The following is a 19131-nucleotide window of genomic DNA, read 5'->3' on the forward strand; positions in this document are numbered from 1 at the left end:
GAGAGGTGAGTACCTCCACCGCCCGGGCCTTCCGCTGGCTCGCCCTCCTGCTCATCGTCCTCGCGGGCGTCGCCCTGTCCTTCGGTCCGGCGGAGGCCCCCTCCGATCCGACCGCGATGGCCCCGGACGACGTCGACTCCACACGGGTCGCCCGCATCCTGCAGGAACGCCCCGGCGACAACGGCGGTGCCGCGCTCGTCCTGTTCAGCAGCGACGACCCCCTCGATCTGGCCGCCCTCGGGCCGCGGGCCGCGGAGCTGGGTGGGCCGCTGATCCCCAACGGGGACATGACCGCGGCGCTGGTGCCGGTCGAGGTCATCTCCGAGAGCCTCACCGAGAACTCCGAGAAGATCACCGGGCTGCGGGAGCAGGCGTCGGCGGACCTGCCCGCGGGGGTGACAGCGCAGGTGACAGGCCCCGCGGCCATCGAGGGCGACCTCGCCGGAGTCTTCGCCGGCGCGAACGTCCTGCTGCTGGCGGTGACGGGCGGCATCGTGGCGGTCCTGCTCATCGTCACCTACCGCTCCCCTCTCCTGTGGATCCTGCCGTTGCTGGTCATCGGCCTGGCCGACCGTGTCGCCGCCACCGGCTACACGTGGGCCCTCGACGCCCTCGGGGCCGCCTGGAACGAGTCCACCGCCGGCATCCTCTCCGTCCTCGTCTTCGGCGCCGGCACCAACTACGCCCTGCTGCTCATCTCCCGCTACCGCGATGAGCTGCACGGCACAGAGGACCGCTTCGAGGCCATGGCCACCGCGTGGGGGCCGACGGTGAAGACGGTCTTCGCCTCCGCCGCCACCGTCATCCTCGGCGTCGCCTGCCTGCTGCTCTCCGCCGTGCCGACGACCCGGGGCCTCGGTCTGGCCTCCATGTTCGGCATCGCCGTCGCGTTCCTCTTCGCCGTGTTCGTCCTGCCGGGCGTCCTGCTGCTCTTCGGCCGGTGGATCTTCTGGCCGCGGATCCCGCGCGTCGGGCAGGAGATCAGGCACGGTCTCTGGGACCGCATCGGCGGCGTGGTGCGCGCCCGGCCGGCCCTGGTCACGGTCGTCTCCCTTCTCGTGCTCGGGGTCGCCAGCCTCGGTGCCCTGCAGATCCGCACGGGGCTCACCCAGGCCGAGCAGTTCCTGGACACCCCGGAGTCCATCACCGCCGCGGCTGTGCTGGAGGAGAAGTTCCCGGACCAGGAGGCCACCCCGGCGATCATCGCCACGCAGGAGCCGGAGCGCGTCACCGCCGTCCTCGCGGACGCGGGCCACAACGTCACCCCGCAGGAACCCGCCGGCGAGTGGGACATCCTGCAGGTCAGCGGCGGCACCACCGAGGAACTGCGCTCCTCCCTGGAGGGCACCGACGCGCTCGTCGGCGGGCAGGAGGCCGAGCTCCACGACACCGAGCAGTCCGCCGCCGCGGACCGTACCCTCATCTTCCCGGTGATCCTGCTGGTCCTGCTGGTGGCACTGATGGTGATGCTGCGGTCGGTCGTGGCGCCGGTGATCATGACCGCGACGGTCCTGCTCACCAACATCGCGGCGCTCGGCCTGGGCTGGTGGATCTCCACCGGCGTCCTGGGCTTCACCAGCTTCGACGCCCTCACCCCGCTCTACTCCTTCGTGTTCCTCGTGGCGCTGGGCATCGACTACTCGATCTTCCTCATCACCCGCGCCCGCGAGGAGGCCCGGACTCACGGCACGAGCGAGGGCGTCCTGCGTTCGCTGTCGGCCACCGGTGGCGTGATCACCTCGGCCGGCATCCTGCTGGCCGCCGTCTTCGCCGCCCTGGGCGTCCTGCCGCTGGTGGTGCTCGCACAGGTGGGCATCGTCATCTTCATCGGTGTCCTGCTCGACACCCTGGTCGTGCGCACGATCCTCATCCCGGCGCTGGTGCAGCTGCTGGGTGAGCGGACCTGGTGGCCGGGCCGCGTCAGGGCGTGAGCGTGCGCATCGCCACCCGCGGCACCACGTCGAGGCCGAGGGCCCGCTCCATCTCCCGGATGATGCGCAGCCCCGGCTTCATCTCCTCCTCCGCCAGCACCCGGAACCCGAGCCGCCGGTAGAGCGGCCCGTTCCAGGGGACGTCGGCGAAGGTCGTGAGCGTCACCTCGGGCAGCCCGCGTTCCGCCGCCTGCGCCAGCGCCCACCGCACCAGTCCGGTTCCCAGCCGCCTGCCGCGGTGCTCCGGGTCGACGGAGACCTGCTCGATGTGCAGGCCGTCGTCGAGAGGCATGAGCCACAGCCAGGCGGACAGCCGCCCGTCGGGGCGCCCCTCGTCGATGACGTGGATCTCCCCGTCGGCGATGGGCCCGGCCAGGTCCTCCGCGCCCGGGGGCTCGTCGTCGGCGATCGAATCCAGCCCCAGGGTGCGGAAAGGCTCCCCGGCGCGGCGTTCCAGTTCCCGGATGAACGGGATGTCGCGCAGGAGAGCCTGTCGGAGCATGTGCCTAGCCGCGGACCAGTTCGACGACCTTGGCCACGGCCTCGTCGGCCGCGATCTCCAGGGTCTCGCCGCCGCGGATGCGCAGCTCCACCTTGCCGTCCGCGAAGGCGCGGCCGAGGATCAGGGCGAAGGGCATGCCGAGGAGTTCAGCGTCCTTGAACTTGACGCCGGGGCTGACCTTCGGGCGGTCGTCGAAAAGCACCTCGACGCCGGCGGCGTCGAGCTCCGCGACCATGCGGTCACCGGCCTCGATGGCGGCGGCGTCCTTGTTCGCGACCACGACGTGCACCTGGAACGGCGCCACCTCGACCGGCCAGTTGAGGCCCTTGTCGTCGTGACGCTGCTCCGCGAGGACGGCCATGAGGCGGGAGACGCCGATGCCGTAGGAGCCCATCGTCGGGATGGCGCGCTTGCCGTTCTCGTCGAGGATCTGGACGTCGAACGCCTCGGTGTACTTGCGGCCCAGCTGGAAGATGTGGCCGATCTCGATGCCGCGCTGCAGGGTCAGGGTGCCCTGGCCCTCCGGCGCCGGATCGCCCTCGCGAATCTCGGCGGCCTCGACGTGGCCGTCGATGTCGAAGTCACGGCCGACGACGAGGCCGACGACGTGCCTGTTCGGGGCGTCGGCGCCGGTGATCCAGGAGGTGCCCTTCACCACGCGGGGGTCGGCGAGGACGCGCACCCCGTTGGCCTGCAGGCCGCGGGGGCCGACGTAGCCGCGGACGAGGAAGGGGTTCTTCTTGAAGTCCGCGTCCTCGGCCATCGCGACCTCGGCCGGCTCGAGGGACGCCTCGAGGCGCTTCATGTCGACCTCGCGGTCACCCGGCACGAGCACGCCGAGCAGCTCGGGCTCCTCGCCCGGCGCGGTGACCTTGACCACGACGCACTTGAGGGTGTCGGCGGCGGTGACGTCGAGGCCCTCGGAGTTGGCCCAGTCCACCAGGGTGGCGATGGTCTCGGCGTCGGGGGTGTCGTACTCCACTGCCTCGGGCAGGCCCTCGACGGCCTTCTCGATGCCCGGCTGCGTCACCACGGCCTCCACGTTCGCGGCATAGTCACCCTCGGTGGCGCGGACGAAGGTGTCCTCGCCGTTCGGGGAGATCGCGAGGAACTCCTCGGAGGCGGAACCACCCATCGCGCCGGACGTGGCCCGGCAGATGGCGTAGGAGAGGCCCAGGCGGTCGAAGATCCGCTGGTAGGCGGCGCGGTGGGCGGCATAGGAGTCCTCGAGACCCTGGTCGGACATGTCGAAGGAGTAGGAGTCCTTCATCACGAACTCGCGGCCGCGCAGGATGCCGGCGCGGGGACGTGCCTCGTCGCGGTACTTGGTCTGGATCTGGTACAGCGTGACCGGGAAGTCCTTGTACGAGGAGTACATGTCCTTGACGGTCGAGGTGAACATCTCCTCGTGCGTGGGGCCGAGCAGCATGTCGTTGCCGCGGCGGTCCTGGAGGCGGAACAGGTCGTCGCCGTACTCGGTCCACCGCTGCGTCGTCTCGTAGGGCTCACGCGGCAGCAGCGCCGGGAAGAGGAGCTCCTGTCCGCCGATGGCGTTCATCTCCTCGCGCACGACGTCCTCGATCTTGCGCAGGGTGCGCAGTCCCAGCGGCAGCCAGGAGTACACACCGGGGGCGGCGCGGCGGATGTAGCCGGCGCGGACGAGCAGCTTATGGCTGGGCACCTCGGCATCAGCGGGGTCTTCGCGGAGGGTGCGAAGGAACAGCGAGGAGAGACGTGTGATCATGGTGTGAAACTTTACCCGTTACCCTGTCCCACATGCTGATAGTGCTCCCTCCTTCCGAAACCAAGGCCCCCGGCGGGGATGGTCCCGCGCTCGATCCGGAGGGACTGAGCTTTCCCGCACTCAACCCCGTCCGCGACTCGCTCCTCGAGGAACTCTCCTCCCTGCCCGTCCCGGAGGCGCTGGAGGTGCTGAGGATCTCCCCGCGGCTGCAGGAGGAGGCGGAGGCGAACCTGGCGCTGCGTTCCGCGCCGACGATGCCCGCGCTGCACCGCTACACCGGCGTGCTTTTCGACGCCCTCTCCGCCCCCACCCTTCCCCCGCACGCGTGGGAGCGCCTCGCCGTCGGCTCCGCACTGTTCGGCGTGGTCCGGGCCGGGGACCTCATCCCCCGTTACCGGCTCTCCGGTGGCACGAAGCTCGGCGGGCGGACGATGCGTTCCCGCTGGGGCTCGCTCATCACGGAGGCGCTGGCGGAGGAGGACTTCGTGGTGGACCTGCGCTCCGGTGCCTACCAGCAGCTGGGCCGGGTGCCTGCCGCCGTGACGGTGCGCGTGGAGAAGGACGGCAAGGTGGTCAGCCACTTCAACAAGCACTACAAGGGAGAGCTCGCCCGGGTGCTGGCCGGCGCGCCGGAGGAGGCCGGATCGGTCGCGGACGTCATCGCCATCGCGCGTGATTCCGGACTGGACATCACCCAGAATTCGGCGACGGAGCTGTTGCTTTCGGTGTGAGCCGGCGACCGGTTTTCTGGATTTACGCCAGCGTAAGTGGTGTAGTTGATGCCATGGGTGTTGATGAAGAGCTGAGGAAAGTAGCCGTCCTCTCCCCCTCGAAGGCGGCCCCCGCCCTCGGTGTGGAGGTCCACGAACAGGCCATGCGACGCCTGCGCGAGGAGTTCGGCCTCGAGCCCGTCGAGTACCCCACCACCCGTGAGTTCGAGTCGCTTCCCGAGGACCGCGCCCGCGACATCATGGCCGCGTTCACCGACCCGGAGATCGAGGCCGTCTTCGCCACCCTCGGCGGTGACGACCAGGTGACCGTCATCCCCTTCCTCGACCCGGAGCTCATCGCGGCGAACCCCAAGCCCTTCTTCGGGTACAGCGACAACACGAACATCCTCAACCTGCTGCACAGCCTGGGCATCCGCGCCTTCCACGGCGGCAACACCCAGGTGCAGATCGGCGCGGGCCCGAACATCGACGACATCACCGTCACCTCCCTGCGGGCCGCCCTCACGGGTGAGGGGGTCCTGGAGATCACCGACCCCGGCGAGTCCGAGGACCACGGCATCCTCTGGTCCGATCCCCTGGCGCTGGAGGTCAACGGCCTGCGCGAGTCGACGAAGCCCTGGCGCTGGGCCGGACCCTCCCGACGTGTGAGCGGCCGCACCTGGGGCGGCTGCTTCGAGGTCATCACCCAGATGTCCCTGGCCGACCGCGTGCCGCGTGCCGAGGAACTCGAGGGCGGCATCCTCATGCTCGAGGCCTCGCAGCGCCTGACCAACACGCACGGCATCATGGAGATCGTCCGCGCGCTCGGTGAGGCCGACATCCTCGGGGCGATGCGCGGCGTCATGGTGGCCCGTCCCCCGGCGCGCAGTCTCTTCCTGCCGGAGTACCGCGACCGCGAGGAGATGTACGACGCCGTCATCGAGCAGGTGACGCTGTACAACCCGGAGGCGGTCGTCGTGTGCGGCGTGCCCTTCGGTCACACCCGTCCGCAGTGGATCCTCCCCTACGGCGGCGAGATCACCCTCGACGGCGCAGAGCAGCGGATCTGGGCCGACTACAGCTAGGGCAACCCAAGTACACCGCGAGGGGTCCCGCGCCGGGTCCCCGGAGGGGCCTGAAGGTACGAAATGCGGAGCCCGGCAAAGTATCAAAGTATCAACTACCGTGGCGGGCATGAGAAACCCCTTCCGGCCCACCTTCGGCGCCAGCCCCTACCACTGGGCCGGCCGCAGCGTCGTCCTCGAGGAGTTCGCCCGCGGGCTGGACGGGTACCCGGGTGAGCCGTCGAGAAGCATGGTCATTGACGGCGCCCGCGGCATCGGCAAGACGGTGCTGCTCACGGAGCTCGAGGACATCGCCGCGCAACACGGCTGGATCGTGCTGCGCGCGACGGGTCGCGAGGACTCCGTACGCACCCTCATCGACACGACGATCCCGGCGAAGATCGCCGAACTCGCCCCACCCGCCGGTCGCGCCGTCACCGCGGTGCAGTTCAGCGGTTTCCGGGTGGACACGGAGCTTCTCGACGTCCCCTCGCCCACCCCGACCCTCGGCACCCGCATGCGCGACCTGCTGGGACTGCTGCGTGGCACCGGCGTGCTCATCACGGTCGATGAGGTGCAGGACGCCGACCCGGACAACCTCTCCGAGATCGCCCTGACGCACCAGGACCTCATCCGCGACGAGCAGCACGTGGCACTGGTCATGGCGGGCCTGACCCACGGCATCAACCGTCTGCTCGACCTGCCGGGCACGACGTTCCTGCGCCGGGCCCGCCGATTCGAGCTCGGCCCCCTCACGGATGACGACGCCCGCGCCATCATCACCGCCACCGCGGCCAAGGGGAAGCCCATCGACGCCGACGCCGCGGACCTGGCCGTCGAGATCGCCCGCGGCTACCCCTACCTCGTGCAGCTCGTGGGCTACCTGGCGTGGAACCGCGCGGGCTCGCGGATCACCCGTGCAGACGTGGAGGCGGTGTGTGCGGAGGCCGTGCAGACGATGGGCTCGCAGGTCCACGCCCCCTCCCTCAAGGGCGTGCCCCCGGCGCAGATGGCCTACCTGCGGGCGATGGCGGACCTCATCGGCGACGCGGCCGACGTCTCCAGCTCGGACGTCGCGGAGCGGGTGGGCAAGAAGCCGAATGAGGCCACCGACACCAGAGGCAAGCTGCTGGATCGGGGCCTCATCGAGGCTCCGGCCTGGGGGCGGGTGTCCTTCACACTGCCCTACCTGGCGGAGTTCCTGCGTTCCGACAACCGGACGACGCGGGTCAGCTGACGGCGGCCTTCTCGCGTCGCACCAGCGCCGCACCGGAGTACAGGCCGGCGGTGGCGATGAGGGCCGTGGCGACCATGACGGCGGTCATCGCGACGGGCTGGGACAGACCTGCGGCGGCAGCGAGGCCGACCAGCGGGGAGAGGATGCCGGCCATGACGAACTGACCGGAGCCCATGAACGCGGAGGCGGAACCGGTGACGGCGCCTGCCCGGGAGATCGCCAGGGCGGAGTTGTTGGCGAAGTTGACGCCCATGGAGGCGACGACGACGAAGAGTCCGACGAGGATGGCCCAGCGGTTGGCGTCGAGAAGCGCGGCGGCGAGGAGGAAGAGCGTCGCGCCGACGAGCACGCCGTTGCCGATGCGGGCCAGCTTCAGCGGGCCGACCTTCTTGACGATGCGCGCGTTGGTCAGCGCGACGAGGAACATGCCGAAGGTGTTGGTGCCGAAGATGAAGGCGAACTGGACCGGGGAGAAGCCGTAGTGGTCCTGGAGGATGAACGGGGAGGCGGCGACGTAGGCGAACATCGTCGAGAAGGAGAAGATGAACGCGAGGGTGAAGCCGACGTAGGCACGGTCACGCAGCAGCCCGCCCATCGCGGTGAACAGCGGCGCCATGCCACCGGTGGTGCGCTTCTCCGCGGGCATCGTCTCCGGGATCCACTTCGCGACGAGCAGCGCGCCGATGATGTTGAGGCCGAAGAGCACCCAGAACACGCCGCGCCAGCCCACACCGTCGACGATGAGGCCGCCGGCCACGGGACCCATCACCGGGGCGACGCCACCGAGCAGCATGAGCAGGGAGAACACGCGCGCCAGTTCCGGCCCCCTGGCCAGGTCGCCGGCGACGGCGCGGGCCAGCACCACGGCCGCACCGGCGGCCAGTCCCATGACGAAGCGGGCGGCGAACATCACCCACGCGTACGGCGCCAGGGCGGAGGCGGCGGTGGCCAGCACGAGGAGGACCGTGCCGCCGAGGAAGAGGCCGCGGCGGCCGCGGGCGTCGGAAAGCGGGCCGGTGACCAGCTGGCCGATGGCCATGCCGGCGAGGAAGAAGGTCAGCGTGAGCTGCGCGCCCGCCTGGGAGATGCCGAGGTCACGGCCGAGCTGCGGCAGGCCGGACAGGTACATGTTGACGGACAGGGGCTCGACGGCCGAGATGAACGCCAGGACGCCCAGGATGACCGGCGGGATGAGCGCCTTCCTGCTGGGTGGTGTGGACACGGTGGTCGCCATTTCTACTCCGGGAATACTGTTGGAACTCTATTGACAATGGTTTTTGATTACTTGTCAACAACATAGCATACACACCCCAGGGGGTATAGTCGTGCGTACCCTGGATCACATGAACGCGCCCCAGCTCGACCACCAGTTCGCCGACGCCTTCCCCGAGCTCGTCCACGCCGCGCACGCGGAGGAACAGCCCGACCCGCAGCTCATCGTGCTCAATGAACCGCTCGCCCGGGAACTCGGCCTCGACCCCGACTGGCTGCGCTCCCCCGAGGGACTCCGCTTCCTCCTCGGTCTCGGCGGCAACCGGACCGTCGCCATGGGCTACGCCGGACACCAGTTCGGCCAGTTCTCCCCGCGCCTCGGCGACGGCCGCGCACTGCTCCTCGGCGAGATCGACGGCCGCGACCTCCACGCCAAGGGCACCGGCCCCACCGTCTTCTCCCGGGGTGGCGACGGCCGCGGCGCCCTCGGCCCCATGCTCCGCGAGTACCTCGTCTCCGAGGCCATGCACGCACTCGGGGTGCCCACCACCCGGGGACTCGCCGTCATCTCCACCGGCCGGAGGATCATGCGCACCGGGGCGGTGCCCGGCGCGGTCCTCGTGCGCACGGCGGCCAGCCACCTGCGCATCGGCACCGTCCAGTACGCCCGCATCACCGACACCGGCGACCTCACCGAACGCCTCTGCACCTACGCGCGGCAGCGCCACTACCCCGACAGGAACACCCACGAGGAGTTCTTCACCGCGGTCATGGACGCCCAGATCGCCACCGTCGCCCAGTGGATGCGCCTCGGATTCATCCACGGCGTGATGAACACCGACAACACCACACTGTCCGGCGAGACCATCGACTACGGACCCTGCGCCTTCCTCGACCACTACGATCCGGCGACCTTCTTCTCCTCCATCGACACGCACGGGCGTTACGCCTTCCGCAACCAGCCGGTCATCCTCGGCTGGAACCTCGCCCGTCTGGCGGAGGCCCTGATCCCCCTCATCGAGGTCGAGACCGCGCAGGAGCTCATGAACTCCTTCCCCGACCGCTGGGAGAGGGCACAGGCCGCGGAACTGGCCCGCACCCTCGGCACCGACGACCCGGCCGTCGGCGAACGCTGGACCAGCATGCTCGAGGAGCACTCCCCCGACCTCACCGACACCCACCGCCTGCTCAACGACGACCCCGCCGCCCTCCCCGGCGGCGACTGGACCGGCCTGAACCCCATGGAGCACCCGTTCCACATCCCCCGCAACCACCTTGTCGACGCCGCTCTGCGGGCCGCCGAGGCCGGGGACCTGGCGCCGTTCCACACGCTGCTCGCCGTGGTGACGGACCCCTTCACCGACCACGGAGCCGAGTTCCGGGGGCCCGCCCCGGAGGAGTTCAACGAGCTGTTCCGGACCTTCTGCGGCACCTAGAACTCGTCGATGACCAGCTTCCCCATGCCCAGCATCCTCTGGTAGGCGCCGGGACGCGCCATGAGTTCGGCCATGTTGTCGGGCACGATCTGCCAGCTCACGCCGTAGCGGTCCTGCAGCCAGCCGCACCGCTCGAGCGCGGCGACAGCGGAGAGCCCGTTCCACAGCCGGTCGATCTCCTCCTGCCCGTGGGCGTTGACCATGAGCGACAGACCCGGCGTGAAGGTGAAAGGCTGCTCGACGGCGGAGTCCATGGCGGTGAACCACTCGCCGTACAGCTGGAACTCGGAGAACATGACCTCGCCCGAGTCGGGGTAGGTCACCCGGGTGCCCACCTGCGCCCCGGGGAACAGTGCCACGTAGTCGTCGACGGCCTGTCGTGCCTGCCCGCCGTACATGAGGTTGGGGATGATGTAGGGGCGCGGCTCCCCCGCCGGGTCGGTGAGCATGAGCTGCCAGTTGACTCCGAAGCGGTCCGCCACCCAGCCGTAGTGCTCGGAGAAGTCGTACCGGTCGAGCGGCATGAGGACGATGCCGCCGTCGGTCAGCCGATTCCACAGGCGGTCGAGGGCGCCGCGGGCATCCTCCGTGCGGGAGGGGTCGAAGTTGACGAAGAAGCTGATCGCGGGGGTCGGGCCGAACTCCGGCCCACCGTTGAGGAGGGTGACGCGGTAGCCGTCGATGAGCACGTCGACGGTGAGGGTCTCGCCGGATTCGGGGTGGGGGACGCGGGCGTCGACAAGCGTGTCGGGGAAGACGTCGGCGTAGAACTCGGCGGCCTCGTCGGCGTTCCGGTTGAACCAGATGGTGGGCACGATGCGTTGCATGGCCACCAGCCTACGGAATCGGCGAAGGCCGCGACCCGGTGGTCGCGGCCCTCACAGTGGAACTACTTCTCGAGCTTCAGGGTCTTCTGGGTGTAGTCCCAGAGCTCGTTGAACATCTTCTCGTCGTCGCCCAGCTTGGTGCCGTAGGACGGGATCATCTCCTTGAGCTTCGGGCCCCACTGGATCATGCGGTCACCGAAGCAGCGCTCGACGAGCTCGAGCATGGCGGCCGGGGCGATGGAGGCACCCGGGGAGGCACCCAGCAGGCCGGCGATGGAGCCGTCGGTGCTGTTGATCAGGGCGGTGCCGAACTCGAGGGAGCCGAAGCGCGGCGCGCGGGCCGGCTTGATCACCTGGACGCGCTGACCGGCGACCACGGTCTCCCAGTCCTCGGCCTTGGCGGACGGGACGTAGTCACGCAGGTCGACGAGGCGCTTCTCGAAGTCCTTCGCCACCTCGGTGATGAGGTACTTGGTCAGGGCGAACTCCTGGGCGGCGACACCGAGGTAGGACGGGAGGTTGTCCAGGCGGATCGACTTGAACAGGTCGAGGTACGAACCCTCCTTGAGGAACTTCGGGCTCCAGCCGCCGTAGGGGCCGAACAGGAGGCCCTTCTTGCCGTCGATGACGCGGGTGTCAAGGTGCGGGACGGACATCGGCGGGGCACCGACCTTGGCCTTGCCGTAGACCTTGGCGTCGTGCTGGTTGATCAGCTCCTCGTTGGTGCAGCGCAGCCACAGGCCGGACACCGGGAAGCCGGCGTAACCGCTGACCTCCGGGACGCCTGCCTTGCGCAGCAGGTCGAGGGCGTAGCCGCCGGCGCCGACGAACACGAACTTGGCCTTGACCACGGAGGTGTCACCCGTGTGGACGTTCTTGACGGTGATCTTCCACTTGCCACCGTCCTTCTTGATGTTCTTGACCTCGTGGCCGTAGCGGATCTCCGTGCCGGAGGCCTCGGCGGCAGTGAGGAACTGCTCGGTCAGGGCACCGAAGTTGACGTCGGTGCCGATGTCGGTGCCGGAGTAGGCGACCTTCTCGGCGGCGAAGTCACGGCCCTCGGACATGACCGGGAGGCGCTCGGCGAACTTGGCGTCGTCCTCGACCCACTCCATGCCCGGGAAGAGGATGTTGTCGGCCAGCGCCTCGTGGCGGCGCTTGAGGTAGTCGACCTGGTCGTCGCCCTGGGCGAAGGCCAGGTGGGCGACGGGGTTGATCCACTCCTTGGGGTCGTCCAGCACGCCGTGGTCGATCTGGTGGGACCAGAACTGGCGGGAGACCTGGAACTTCTCGTTGATGCCGATGGCCTTGGCCACCTCGATCTTGCCGTTGACCTCGGGGGTGTAGTTCAGCTCGCAGAGTGCGGAGTGGCCGGTACCGGCGTTGTTCCACGGGGAGGAGGACTCCTGGGCGGGGCCGTCCAGGCGCTCGAAGATCATCTGGGACCAGCTCGGCTCGAGCTCGCGGATCATCGCACCCAGGGTGGCGCTCATGACACCCGCGCCGACGAGGGCGACATCGACCTCGTCAGTGACCTTGGGAGCGTTCTTGTTTTCGGTGGACACCTTGCATTACCTCATTCGTCGTCGAAGGTTCTGGCCAGTCATGGCCCACACCGGGTGTCGGCACTACTCCCGGTGGGCAGGACAATTCCGGGTGCGGACTCTGACGTCCTCGGCACAGATCCGCTCCCCTTGTCCGGTAAACATCAACCTTACGCCTTAGGTTCACGGGGGTGTGACGAAGGTCCGGAAAACACGAACTTATCGACGCCCCTCACTCCCCCGCCCCCTGCCCCCGTACCCCCACTAGTGTGGTCATCATGAGCGTTCCCGCCTTCTCCGACTGGTATGAGGACATTCTCGGTCCCGATTTCTCCGCCTGTGACATTCATCTCGGCCCCGATCCGGACGGGGAGGGGGAGGCGGTGGCCACCCTCGTGCGCTACCAGGAGCCTGTCCCCGGACGGCTCTCGGTGCTGTGGGTGCACGGCATGACGGACTACTTCTTCCACGCCCATGTGGCGCAGGCGGTGGCGGAGGCGGGGTTCAACTTCTACGCTCTGGATCTGCGCAAGTGCGGCCGTTCCCGCCGCGAGGGCCAGACGTGGCACTACAGCACCGACTTCCGCCACTACTTCCCGGAGCTCACCGCGGCCCTGGACATCATCGACGGCGCCGTGGTCCCCGTCGCCCACTCCACCGGCGGCCTCATCGTCCCCCTGTGGGCGGCGCACCTGCGTCGCAACGACTCGGCCCGGCATGCCCGCCTCGCGGGGATCATCCTCAACTCCCCGTGGCTGGACATGATGTACCCGCGGGCGGCGGTGCGGGTGATGCGGCCGGTGGCGGGCGTGCTGGGTCGTGTCCTGCCGTCCGTGGAGATCCCCGGCGGAAACCTGGGCACGTACGGCGTCTCGATCCACAAGGACCATCACGGCGACTGGGACTTCAACGTCGATTTCAAGCCCGTCGGCGGGCACCGCAAGTACCTGGGCTGGCTGCGTGAGGTGCTGCGGAGTCAACGGCTGGTGCACGACGACCGCGTGGACGTCGGGGTGCCGGTGCTCACGCTGTGCTCCTCCACCTCCCTGCTGCGGCGCGGCTACTGCGAGGACTCGCACTGCAACGACACCGTCCTGGACACGGTGCAGATCCAGCGCTGGGCACCCCACCTGGGCGCGGACGTCACGGTCCTTCCCGTCGAGGGGGCTCGCCATGACGTGTTCCTCTCCCGCCCCGGCCCGCTCGAGGAGGCACTGACCGCCACGTTGGACTGGCTGGGGCGCAGGTAGACTCGGTTGTCGATCATTTTTCCTAGACAAGGAGCCCTCTCGCATGTCTGCTGACCTCAAGGTCGACAAGCACTATGACCTGATCATCATCGGCACCGGTTCGGGCAACTCCATCCCGGGGCCGGAGTTCGATGACAAGTCGATCGCGATCGTCGAGAAGGGGACCTTCGGCGGCACCTGCCTCAACGTGGGCTGCATCCCCACCAAGATGTTCGTCCACCCCGCCGACATCGCCCTGGCGGCGCGGGAGTCCGGACAGCTGGGCCTGAGCTCGCAGGTGTACCGCGTCGACTGGCCGGCCATCGTCTCCCGCATCTTCGACCAGCGCATCGACCTCATCGCCGAGGGCGGCGAGGCGTACCGCCGCGGCCCCGAGACCCCCAACATCGACGTCTACGACCAGCACGCCCGTTTCGTCGGGGAGCGCACGATCCGGACGGGTGACTCGGTCATCTCCGCCGACCAGGTCGTCATCGCCGCCGGTTCCCGTCCGATGATCCCGGAGCAGATCGCCGAGTCCGGCGTGACGGTCCACACCAACGAGACCATCATGCGTCTCGAGCAGCAGCCGCAGTCGATCGTCATCGTCGGCGGCGGCTTCATCGCCATGGAGTTCGCGCACGTCTTCGACGCGCTGGGCACCAAGGTCCACATCGTCAGCCGTTCCGGCCTCATGCGGCTTCTCGACGCCGACATCTGCGCCCGCGTCAACGAGGACTCCGCGAAGCGTTACGACGTCCGCGTGGGCCGCACCGTCGCCTCCGCCGTCGAGGACCACCGGGGCATCACCGTCACGCTCGACGACGGCGCTACCATCACCGCCGACGTCCTCCTCGTCGCCACCGGGCGCATCCCCAACGGCGACCAGATGGACCTGGACAAGGGAGGCATCGAGATGACCGACGACGGCCGCGTCGCGGTCGACGAGTTCGGCCGCTCCACCTCCGCGGAGGGCGTCTGGGCCCTGGGCGACGTCTCCTCCCCCTTCATGCTCAAGCACGTGGCGAACGCCGAGATGCGCACCGTGCGCCACAACCTCCTCCACCCGGAGGACCTGCAGAAGCTTCCGCACGACCACGTGCCGTCGGCGGTGTTCACCAACCCGCAGATCGCCACGGTGGGCATGACGGAGCGCCAGGCACGCCAGGCCGGCCACAACGTGACGGTGAAGATCCAGCGCTACGGCGACGTCGCCTACGGCTGGGCCATGGAGGACACCACCGGCATCTGCAAGCTCATCGCAGACAAGGACACCGGAAAGCTGCTGGGCGCCCACTACTACGGCCCGCAGGCCTCCACGCTCATCCAGCAGCTGATCACGGTCATGGCCTTCGACCTGGACGTCCGCGACGTCGCGACGAAGCAGTACTGGATCCACCCCGCGCTCCCGGAGGTCACCGAGAACGCCCTGCTGGGACTGGAGTTCTGACAGGCCTCTGACCTGGCCTTTCCCACCCACTACCCCCGACAATCACCCCTGTGTCGGGGGTGTGCCCTAGCGTGATGATCGAACACGCAGGCGAATGAAAGCAAGGGGGTGAATGCGGTGCTCCAGCCGTCCTGGGCGGTCCTCGACCCGAACGACTTCTACCACCCCTTCCGCCAGGCCCGTCTGGCGCAGGACTACGAGATGTGGCGGGCCTTCCAGCCCATCGCGGAGCCCACGTCCGAGCAGGACTGGACCATCCTGACCACCCTCCTCTACAACCGGACCGGCTTCCCCCGGCACCGCGTCACCCGCTTCCTCGACGCGCTGGACACCCTCGACCGTCTCCCCCGCCTCCGCTCCCTCGTCGAGGAGACGTGGCTGCTGGACATGGACCACCTGGCCGACATCGACCGCGCCGCCCGCCGGGCACCGGTGGAGCTGCAGAACGACGACCACTACTGGTCCACCCTCGACGCCGACCTCATCGAGCGTTTCACCCCGTCCCGGCCCCGGCAGGCGCTGCCCGGCCGACGCGCCATCCGGGAGGCGGTCGACGCCACCATCCGCAGCGTCGAGGCGGAGGCGGCCGCCGCCGGCAACCCCGAGCCGGACCCCTGGGGTGCGCCGCAGCCTGAGCAGGAGCCGGCCGGGCCCGTGCCCTGCGAGGATCCCGCGGCACAGATGCGGTCGCTGCCTCCCCGTGAGGAGCAGCCCGACGGCATCCTGTTCATCGAGGATCTCGCGGGCGGCAAGGTCCGCTTCGACCTCATCGTCGACCAGGCCACCGGCACGCAGATCGCCGACGCCGTCGCACAGGCTGCCTCCGAGAAGGAGACCACCCAGGCCCGGGCCATGGCGGACCTCATCCTGGGACAGACCAGCACCCGGGTCACCACCATGGTCTACAAAGCCACCGACGTGGAGGACGCACCCGCGTACCACCCGGACCGCGGCATCCTCACACCGGAGACCACCGCGGTGCTGGAGAAACTGGCGACCGGGACGCTCGACATGGACGCCGCCGCCACGCGACAGACCGACGCCTACGAGACATCCCCAGCCATCCGGGCCTACCTCTTCGGCCGGGACTGGATCTGCCGCTGGCCCGGATGCAACCGGCGGGCCACCCACTGCGACGCCGACCACCGGATCAACCACGCCGACGGCGGCCCCACCACAGCGTCGAACATGGTGATGCTCTGCCGGCACCACCACAACCGCAAGACCGATGAGCAGGCCTTCTACCTGCTCGATCCCGTCACCGGTGACGTCTTCTGGCTCTTCGCGGACGGCTCCTGGGTCGTCGACACCGCGATCGGCCCCCTGGCCCCGCGGCAGCGACGCTGGGTGCAGACCTACGCGCAGCGGCGCCAGAAGCAGCGCAAGCGCGCGGCCGCGCAGGCCGCGGAGGAGCGTTTCGAGCGGTACCAGGAACGGATCAACGCCCCGCCACCGCCACCTGCTCCCCAGCCGGGCACGCACACCCCCTGGCTGAACCCACCACCGGACGAGGATCCCCCGCCGTTCTGACGACCCCGCTAGTCGGCGAGGGTGAGGATTTCGTTGCCGTCGTCGGTGATGACGATGGTGTGCTCGAACTGGGCGGTGAACTGGAAGTCGTTGTTCTGGACGGTCCAGTCGTTGTCCCAGATGTGGTAGTCCAGGCCCCCGAGGTTGATCATCGGCTCGATGGTCAGGGTCATGCCCGGCTCGAGGATGTCGCGGTAGGCGGTGGAGTCGTAGTGGAGGACGACGAGGCCGTTGTGGAAGGTGGGGCCGACGCCGTGGCCGGTGAAGTCGCGGACGACGTTGTAGCCGAAGCGGTTGGCGTAGGCCTCGATGACGCGGCCGATGACGTTGATCTCGCGGCCCGGCTTGGCGGCCCGGATGCCGCGCATCATGGCCTCCTCGGTGCGTTCGACGAGGAGGCGGTGCTCCTCGGAGACGTTGCCGGCGAGGAAGGTGGCGTTGGTGTCGCCGTGGACGCCGTTCTTGTAGGCGGTGACGTCGATGTTGACGATGTCGCCGTCCTCGATGACGGTGTCGTCGGGGATGCCGTGGCAGATGATCTCGTTCATCGAGGTGCAGCAGGACTTGGGGAAGCCGCGGTAGCCGAGCGTCGACGGGTAGGCGCCGTGGTCGAGCATGTACTCGTGGGCGATGCGGTCGAGTTCGTCGGTGGTCACGCCGGGGGCGACGGCGGCGCCGGCCTCCTTGAGGGCGTTCGCGGCGATCTTCGACGCCTCACGCATCGCCTCGATGACCTCGGGGGTCTGCACGAAGGGCTCGCCGATGTTCTCCTGGACGGTGTCCTTCCACACGTACTCGGGGCGTTCGATGTGATCGGGGACGGTACGGATCGGGGACAGACGGCCGGGGACCAGAGGAGAACGAGAAGTCATGCATGTCATGGTAGCGCTCTCTCTGCGCGCATCTGGTCCAGGGTGATGAACATGTGGTCGGTGATGGCCACGGCGGTCTCGGATCCGCCGCCGAGGACGACGAGGGTGGCGAAGGCGATGTCGTCGTCGCGGTAGCCGGCGAACCAGGCGTGGGAGCCCTGGTTGATCTCGGCCTCACCGGTCTTACCGTGGATCTGGCCGCCGGCCTGCATGCCGCGGGCGGTGCCGGAGGTGACCACGGAACGCATCATCCGCTGGAGCTGTTCGATGGCCACCGGGTCGGGGGCGGGGACGTCCTCGGAGACGGTGGTCTCGTGGCCGTCGATGAGTACGGGCAGGGGCGTCTCCCCGCGGGCGGCGGTCGCGGCGACGAGCGCCAGGCCGAAGGGGCTGGCGAGGTCGAGGCCCTGGCCGTAGCCGGCCTCGGTGCGGTCGAGGGGGGTCTCGCCCTCGGGGACGGAGCCGGTCACCGTGTACAGCCCGGGGATGTGGAAGTCGAGACCGAGGCCGAACTGCTTCGCGACGTCCGCCAGCTCCCCCGGCTCCAGCCGCGTCGAGATGTCCGCGAAGGTGGTGTTGCACGAGGACGCGAAGGCCCGCTCGAGCGGCACGCTGCCGAGCGAGAACTGGTTGTAGTTGTTGACGATGCGCCCGTAGATGTTCATCGAGCCGGGGCACGGCACGATCGAGTCGACGCCCAGCCCCTCCTCCTGCATGCCGGCGACGGCGGTGATGATCTTGAACACGGAGCCGGGCGGGAACTGGCCGGACAGGGCGATGTCGCCCTTCTCGTCGGCGGCCTTCGTCTGCGCGACCGCGAGGACCTGCCCGGTCGAGGGGCGGATGGCGACGATCATCGCCTGCATGTCCGCCCGCAGGTTGACGGCCTGCTGGGCGGCCAGCTGGATGTCGTGGTCGAGGCCGACACGGACGGCGGGGGCGGGTTGCGGCCCGTGGTACTCGACGTCGTCGATGGTGGCGCCGTGCGGGTTGACGGCGGTGACGCGCCAGCCGTTGGCGCCGTCGAGTTCGTCGGCGACGATCGCGGAGACGCGCGCCATGATGTCGGGCGCGAAGGAGGGGTCGCGGTTGACCATGGCGGCCTCGTCGTTGACGATGATCCCCTCGATGTCCGCCAGTTCCTCCGCCACACGCGGGCCGTCAGCCTGGTCGACCAGCGCGACGGAGTAGACGCCTGCGGCGCGGGAGAGTTCCTCGGAGAGGGCGGCGGCGTCGAGACGCGGCACGGCGGCGGCGATGCGCGCGGCGACGGGCCGGACGTCGCTGACCTTGCCCAGGTCGACGAGGATGCGGTACATCGTGCCGGGCTGGAGGATCTCCACGCCGTCGGAGGAGACGACGCTGGCCTTCCCCGCCGGCACGGGGCGCAGCTCGAGGTGCTGGTTTGCGCCGAGCCGCGGGTGCAGGAGGCTGGGCTGCCAGCGGACGGTCCAGTCCTCGTCGGTCTTGGTGAGGGTGAGGGTGGTGTCGTAGGTGAGGTGGCGGTCGCGCGGCAGCTGCCAGTCGAGGGTGTACTGCGCGGTCGCCAGGTTCTCACGGACCTCGACCTCCCCCAGCGTCGCGGTGAGTCCCTCGGCCTGCAGGCCGTCCCAGGTGGAGTCGATGACCTCGCGGGCGGTCGTGGGCAGGTCGATGACCTCCGCCACGCCGTCGAGGTCCCGCGCCGCGAGGGCGGCGAGGAACTCCTCCGCCGTGGGCGTCGCGTCAACCGGCTTCGGTGTGCACGCGACGAGCCCGGACACCAGTCCGAGCACGACGAAGCCCCCCGTGATACTGCGTGCAGTCCCTCTCATGTGCGCAGGTTAACAGGCATTCTGCTTGT

The 19131-nt window shown here is 69.2% G+C and carries 15 protein-coding genes; 8 read left to right on the forward strand and 7 right to left on the reverse strand.

Features of this window, described 5'->3' with window-relative positions; genetic code table 11:
• The first annotated feature begins 5 nt into the window (after nucleotides 1–5).
• The gene (locus tag B842_RS08205; protein WP_040086079.1) at nucleotides 6–1931 is read left to right on the forward strand and encodes an MMPL family transporter; all 1926 of its coding nucleotides are present in this window, start codon (nucleotides 6–8) and stop codon (nucleotides 1929–1931) included.
• Here the strand turns inward: B842_RS08205 and B842_RS08210 are convergent.
• Nucleotides 1921–2433 carry a GNAT family N-acetyltransferase gene (locus tag B842_RS08210; protein ID WP_040086080.1) on the reverse strand — a complete coding sequence of 171 codons (513 nt, stop codon included), beginning with the start codon at nucleotides 2431–2433 and terminating at the stop codon, nucleotides 1921–1923. The two genes, B842_RS08205 and B842_RS08210, sit on opposite strands and share 11 nt — an antisense overlap.
• 4 nt (nucleotides 2434–2437) lie before the next feature.
• The gene (locus B842_RS08215) at nucleotides 2438–4177 is read right to left on the reverse strand and encodes a proline--tRNA ligase (RefSeq protein WP_040086081.1); all 1740 of its coding nucleotides are present in this window, start codon (nucleotides 4175–4177) and stop codon (nucleotides 2438–2440) included.
• 32 nt (nucleotides 4178–4209) lie between these two features.
• Between B842_RS08215 and yaaA the strand changes: the two genes are divergently transcribed.
• The 3 genes from yaaA to B842_RS08230 all read left to right on the forward strand — a co-directional run bounded on the left by yaaA (nucleotide 4210) and on the right by B842_RS08230 (nucleotide 7188).
• Entirely contained in the window at nucleotides 4210–4908 is a 699-nt protein-coding gene (yaaA, locus tag B842_RS08220) for a peroxide stress protein YaaA (RefSeq protein WP_040086082.1), read from the forward strand.
• 53 nt (nucleotides 4909–4961) lie between these two features.
• Complete coding sequence (locus tag B842_RS08225) at nucleotides 4962–5972, forward strand: S66 family peptidase (protein ID WP_040086083.1); 1011 nt, start codon at nucleotides 4962–4964, stop codon at nucleotides 5970–5972.
• A 109-nt stretch (nucleotides 5973–6081) separates the two neighbouring features.
• Nucleotides 6082–7188, forward strand: coding sequence for an AAA family ATPase (locus tag B842_RS08230; RefSeq protein ID WP_040086084.1), 1107 nt, complete (start codon nucleotides 6082–6084; stop codon nucleotides 7186–7188).
• Here the strand turns inward: B842_RS08230 and B842_RS08235 are convergent.
• Nucleotides 7181–8410 carry a multidrug effflux MFS transporter gene (locus tag B842_RS08235; RefSeq protein ID WP_245631328.1) on the reverse strand — a complete coding sequence of 410 codons (1230 nt, stop codon included), beginning with the start codon at nucleotides 8408–8410 and terminating at the stop codon, nucleotides 7181–7183. The two genes, B842_RS08230 and B842_RS08235, sit on opposite strands and share 8 nt — an antisense overlap.
• A gap of 121 nt (nucleotides 8411–8531) precedes the next feature.
• Here B842_RS08235 and B842_RS08240 point away from each other — a divergent pair, with 121 nt between their 5' ends.
• Complete coding sequence (locus B842_RS08240; protein ID WP_052437825.1) at nucleotides 8532–9836, forward strand: protein adenylyltransferase SelO family protein; 1305 nt, start codon at nucleotides 8532–8534, stop codon at nucleotides 9834–9836.
• Here the strand turns inward: B842_RS08240 and B842_RS08245 are convergent.
• Nucleotides 9833–10663, reverse strand: coding sequence for a VOC family protein (locus tag B842_RS08245; RefSeq protein WP_040086086.1), 831 nt, complete (start codon nucleotides 10661–10663; stop codon nucleotides 9833–9835). The genes B842_RS08240 and B842_RS08245 overlap by 4 nt on opposite strands.
• A 62-nt stretch (nucleotides 10664–10725) precedes the next feature.
• Nucleotides 10726–12228 (reverse strand): malate dehydrogenase (quinone), encoded by a 1503-nt coding sequence (gene mqo / locus B842_RS08250; RefSeq protein WP_040086087.1) that lies wholly within the window; start codon nucleotides 12226–12228, stop codon nucleotides 10726–10728.
• A 257-nt stretch (nucleotides 12229–12485) separates the two neighbouring features.
• Here mqo and B842_RS08255 point away from each other — a divergent pair, with 257 nt between their 5' ends.
• The 3 genes from B842_RS08255 (at nucleotide 12486) to B842_RS08265 (ending at nucleotide 16416) form a co-directional block, all read left to right on the forward strand.
• A complete protein-coding gene (locus B842_RS08255; protein WP_040086088.1) occupies nucleotides 12486–13457 on the forward strand; it encodes an alpha/beta hydrolase in 972 nt (323 codons plus the stop codon).
• A gap of 43 nt (nucleotides 13458–13500) precedes the next feature.
• Nucleotides 13501–14886 carry a mycothione reductase gene (mtr, locus tag B842_RS08260; RefSeq protein ID WP_040086089.1) on the forward strand — a complete coding sequence of 462 codons (1386 nt, stop codon included), beginning with the start codon at nucleotides 13501–13503 and terminating at the stop codon, nucleotides 14884–14886.
• Between the two features lie 117 nt (nucleotides 14887–15003).
• Complete coding sequence (locus tag B842_RS08265) at nucleotides 15004–16416, forward strand: HNH endonuclease signature motif containing protein (RefSeq protein WP_156119479.1); 1413 nt, start codon at nucleotides 15004–15006, stop codon at nucleotides 16414–16416.
• Between the two features lie 8 nt (nucleotides 16417–16424).
• Here B842_RS08265 and map read toward each other — a convergent pair whose 3' ends face one another.
• Both map and B842_RS08275 read right to left on the reverse strand, forming a co-directional pair.
• Nucleotides 16425–17288, reverse strand: coding sequence for a type I methionyl aminopeptidase (gene map, locus B842_RS08270; RefSeq protein WP_040086091.1), 864 nt, complete (start codon nucleotides 17286–17288; stop codon nucleotides 16425–16427).
• Between the two features lie 5 nt (nucleotides 17289–17293).
• A complete protein-coding gene (locus tag B842_RS08275) occupies nucleotides 17294–19102 on the reverse strand; it encodes a penicillin-binding transpeptidase domain-containing protein (protein ID WP_052437826.1) in 1809 nt (602 codons plus the stop codon).
• Between the last annotated feature and the right edge of the window lie 29 nt (nucleotides 19103–19131).

It is taken from the genome of Corynebacterium humireducens NBRC 106098 = DSM 45392 (genome assembly GCF_000819445.1).
GTDB lineage: Bacteria > Actinomycetota > Actinomycetes > Mycobacteriales > Mycobacteriaceae > Corynebacterium > Corynebacterium humireducens.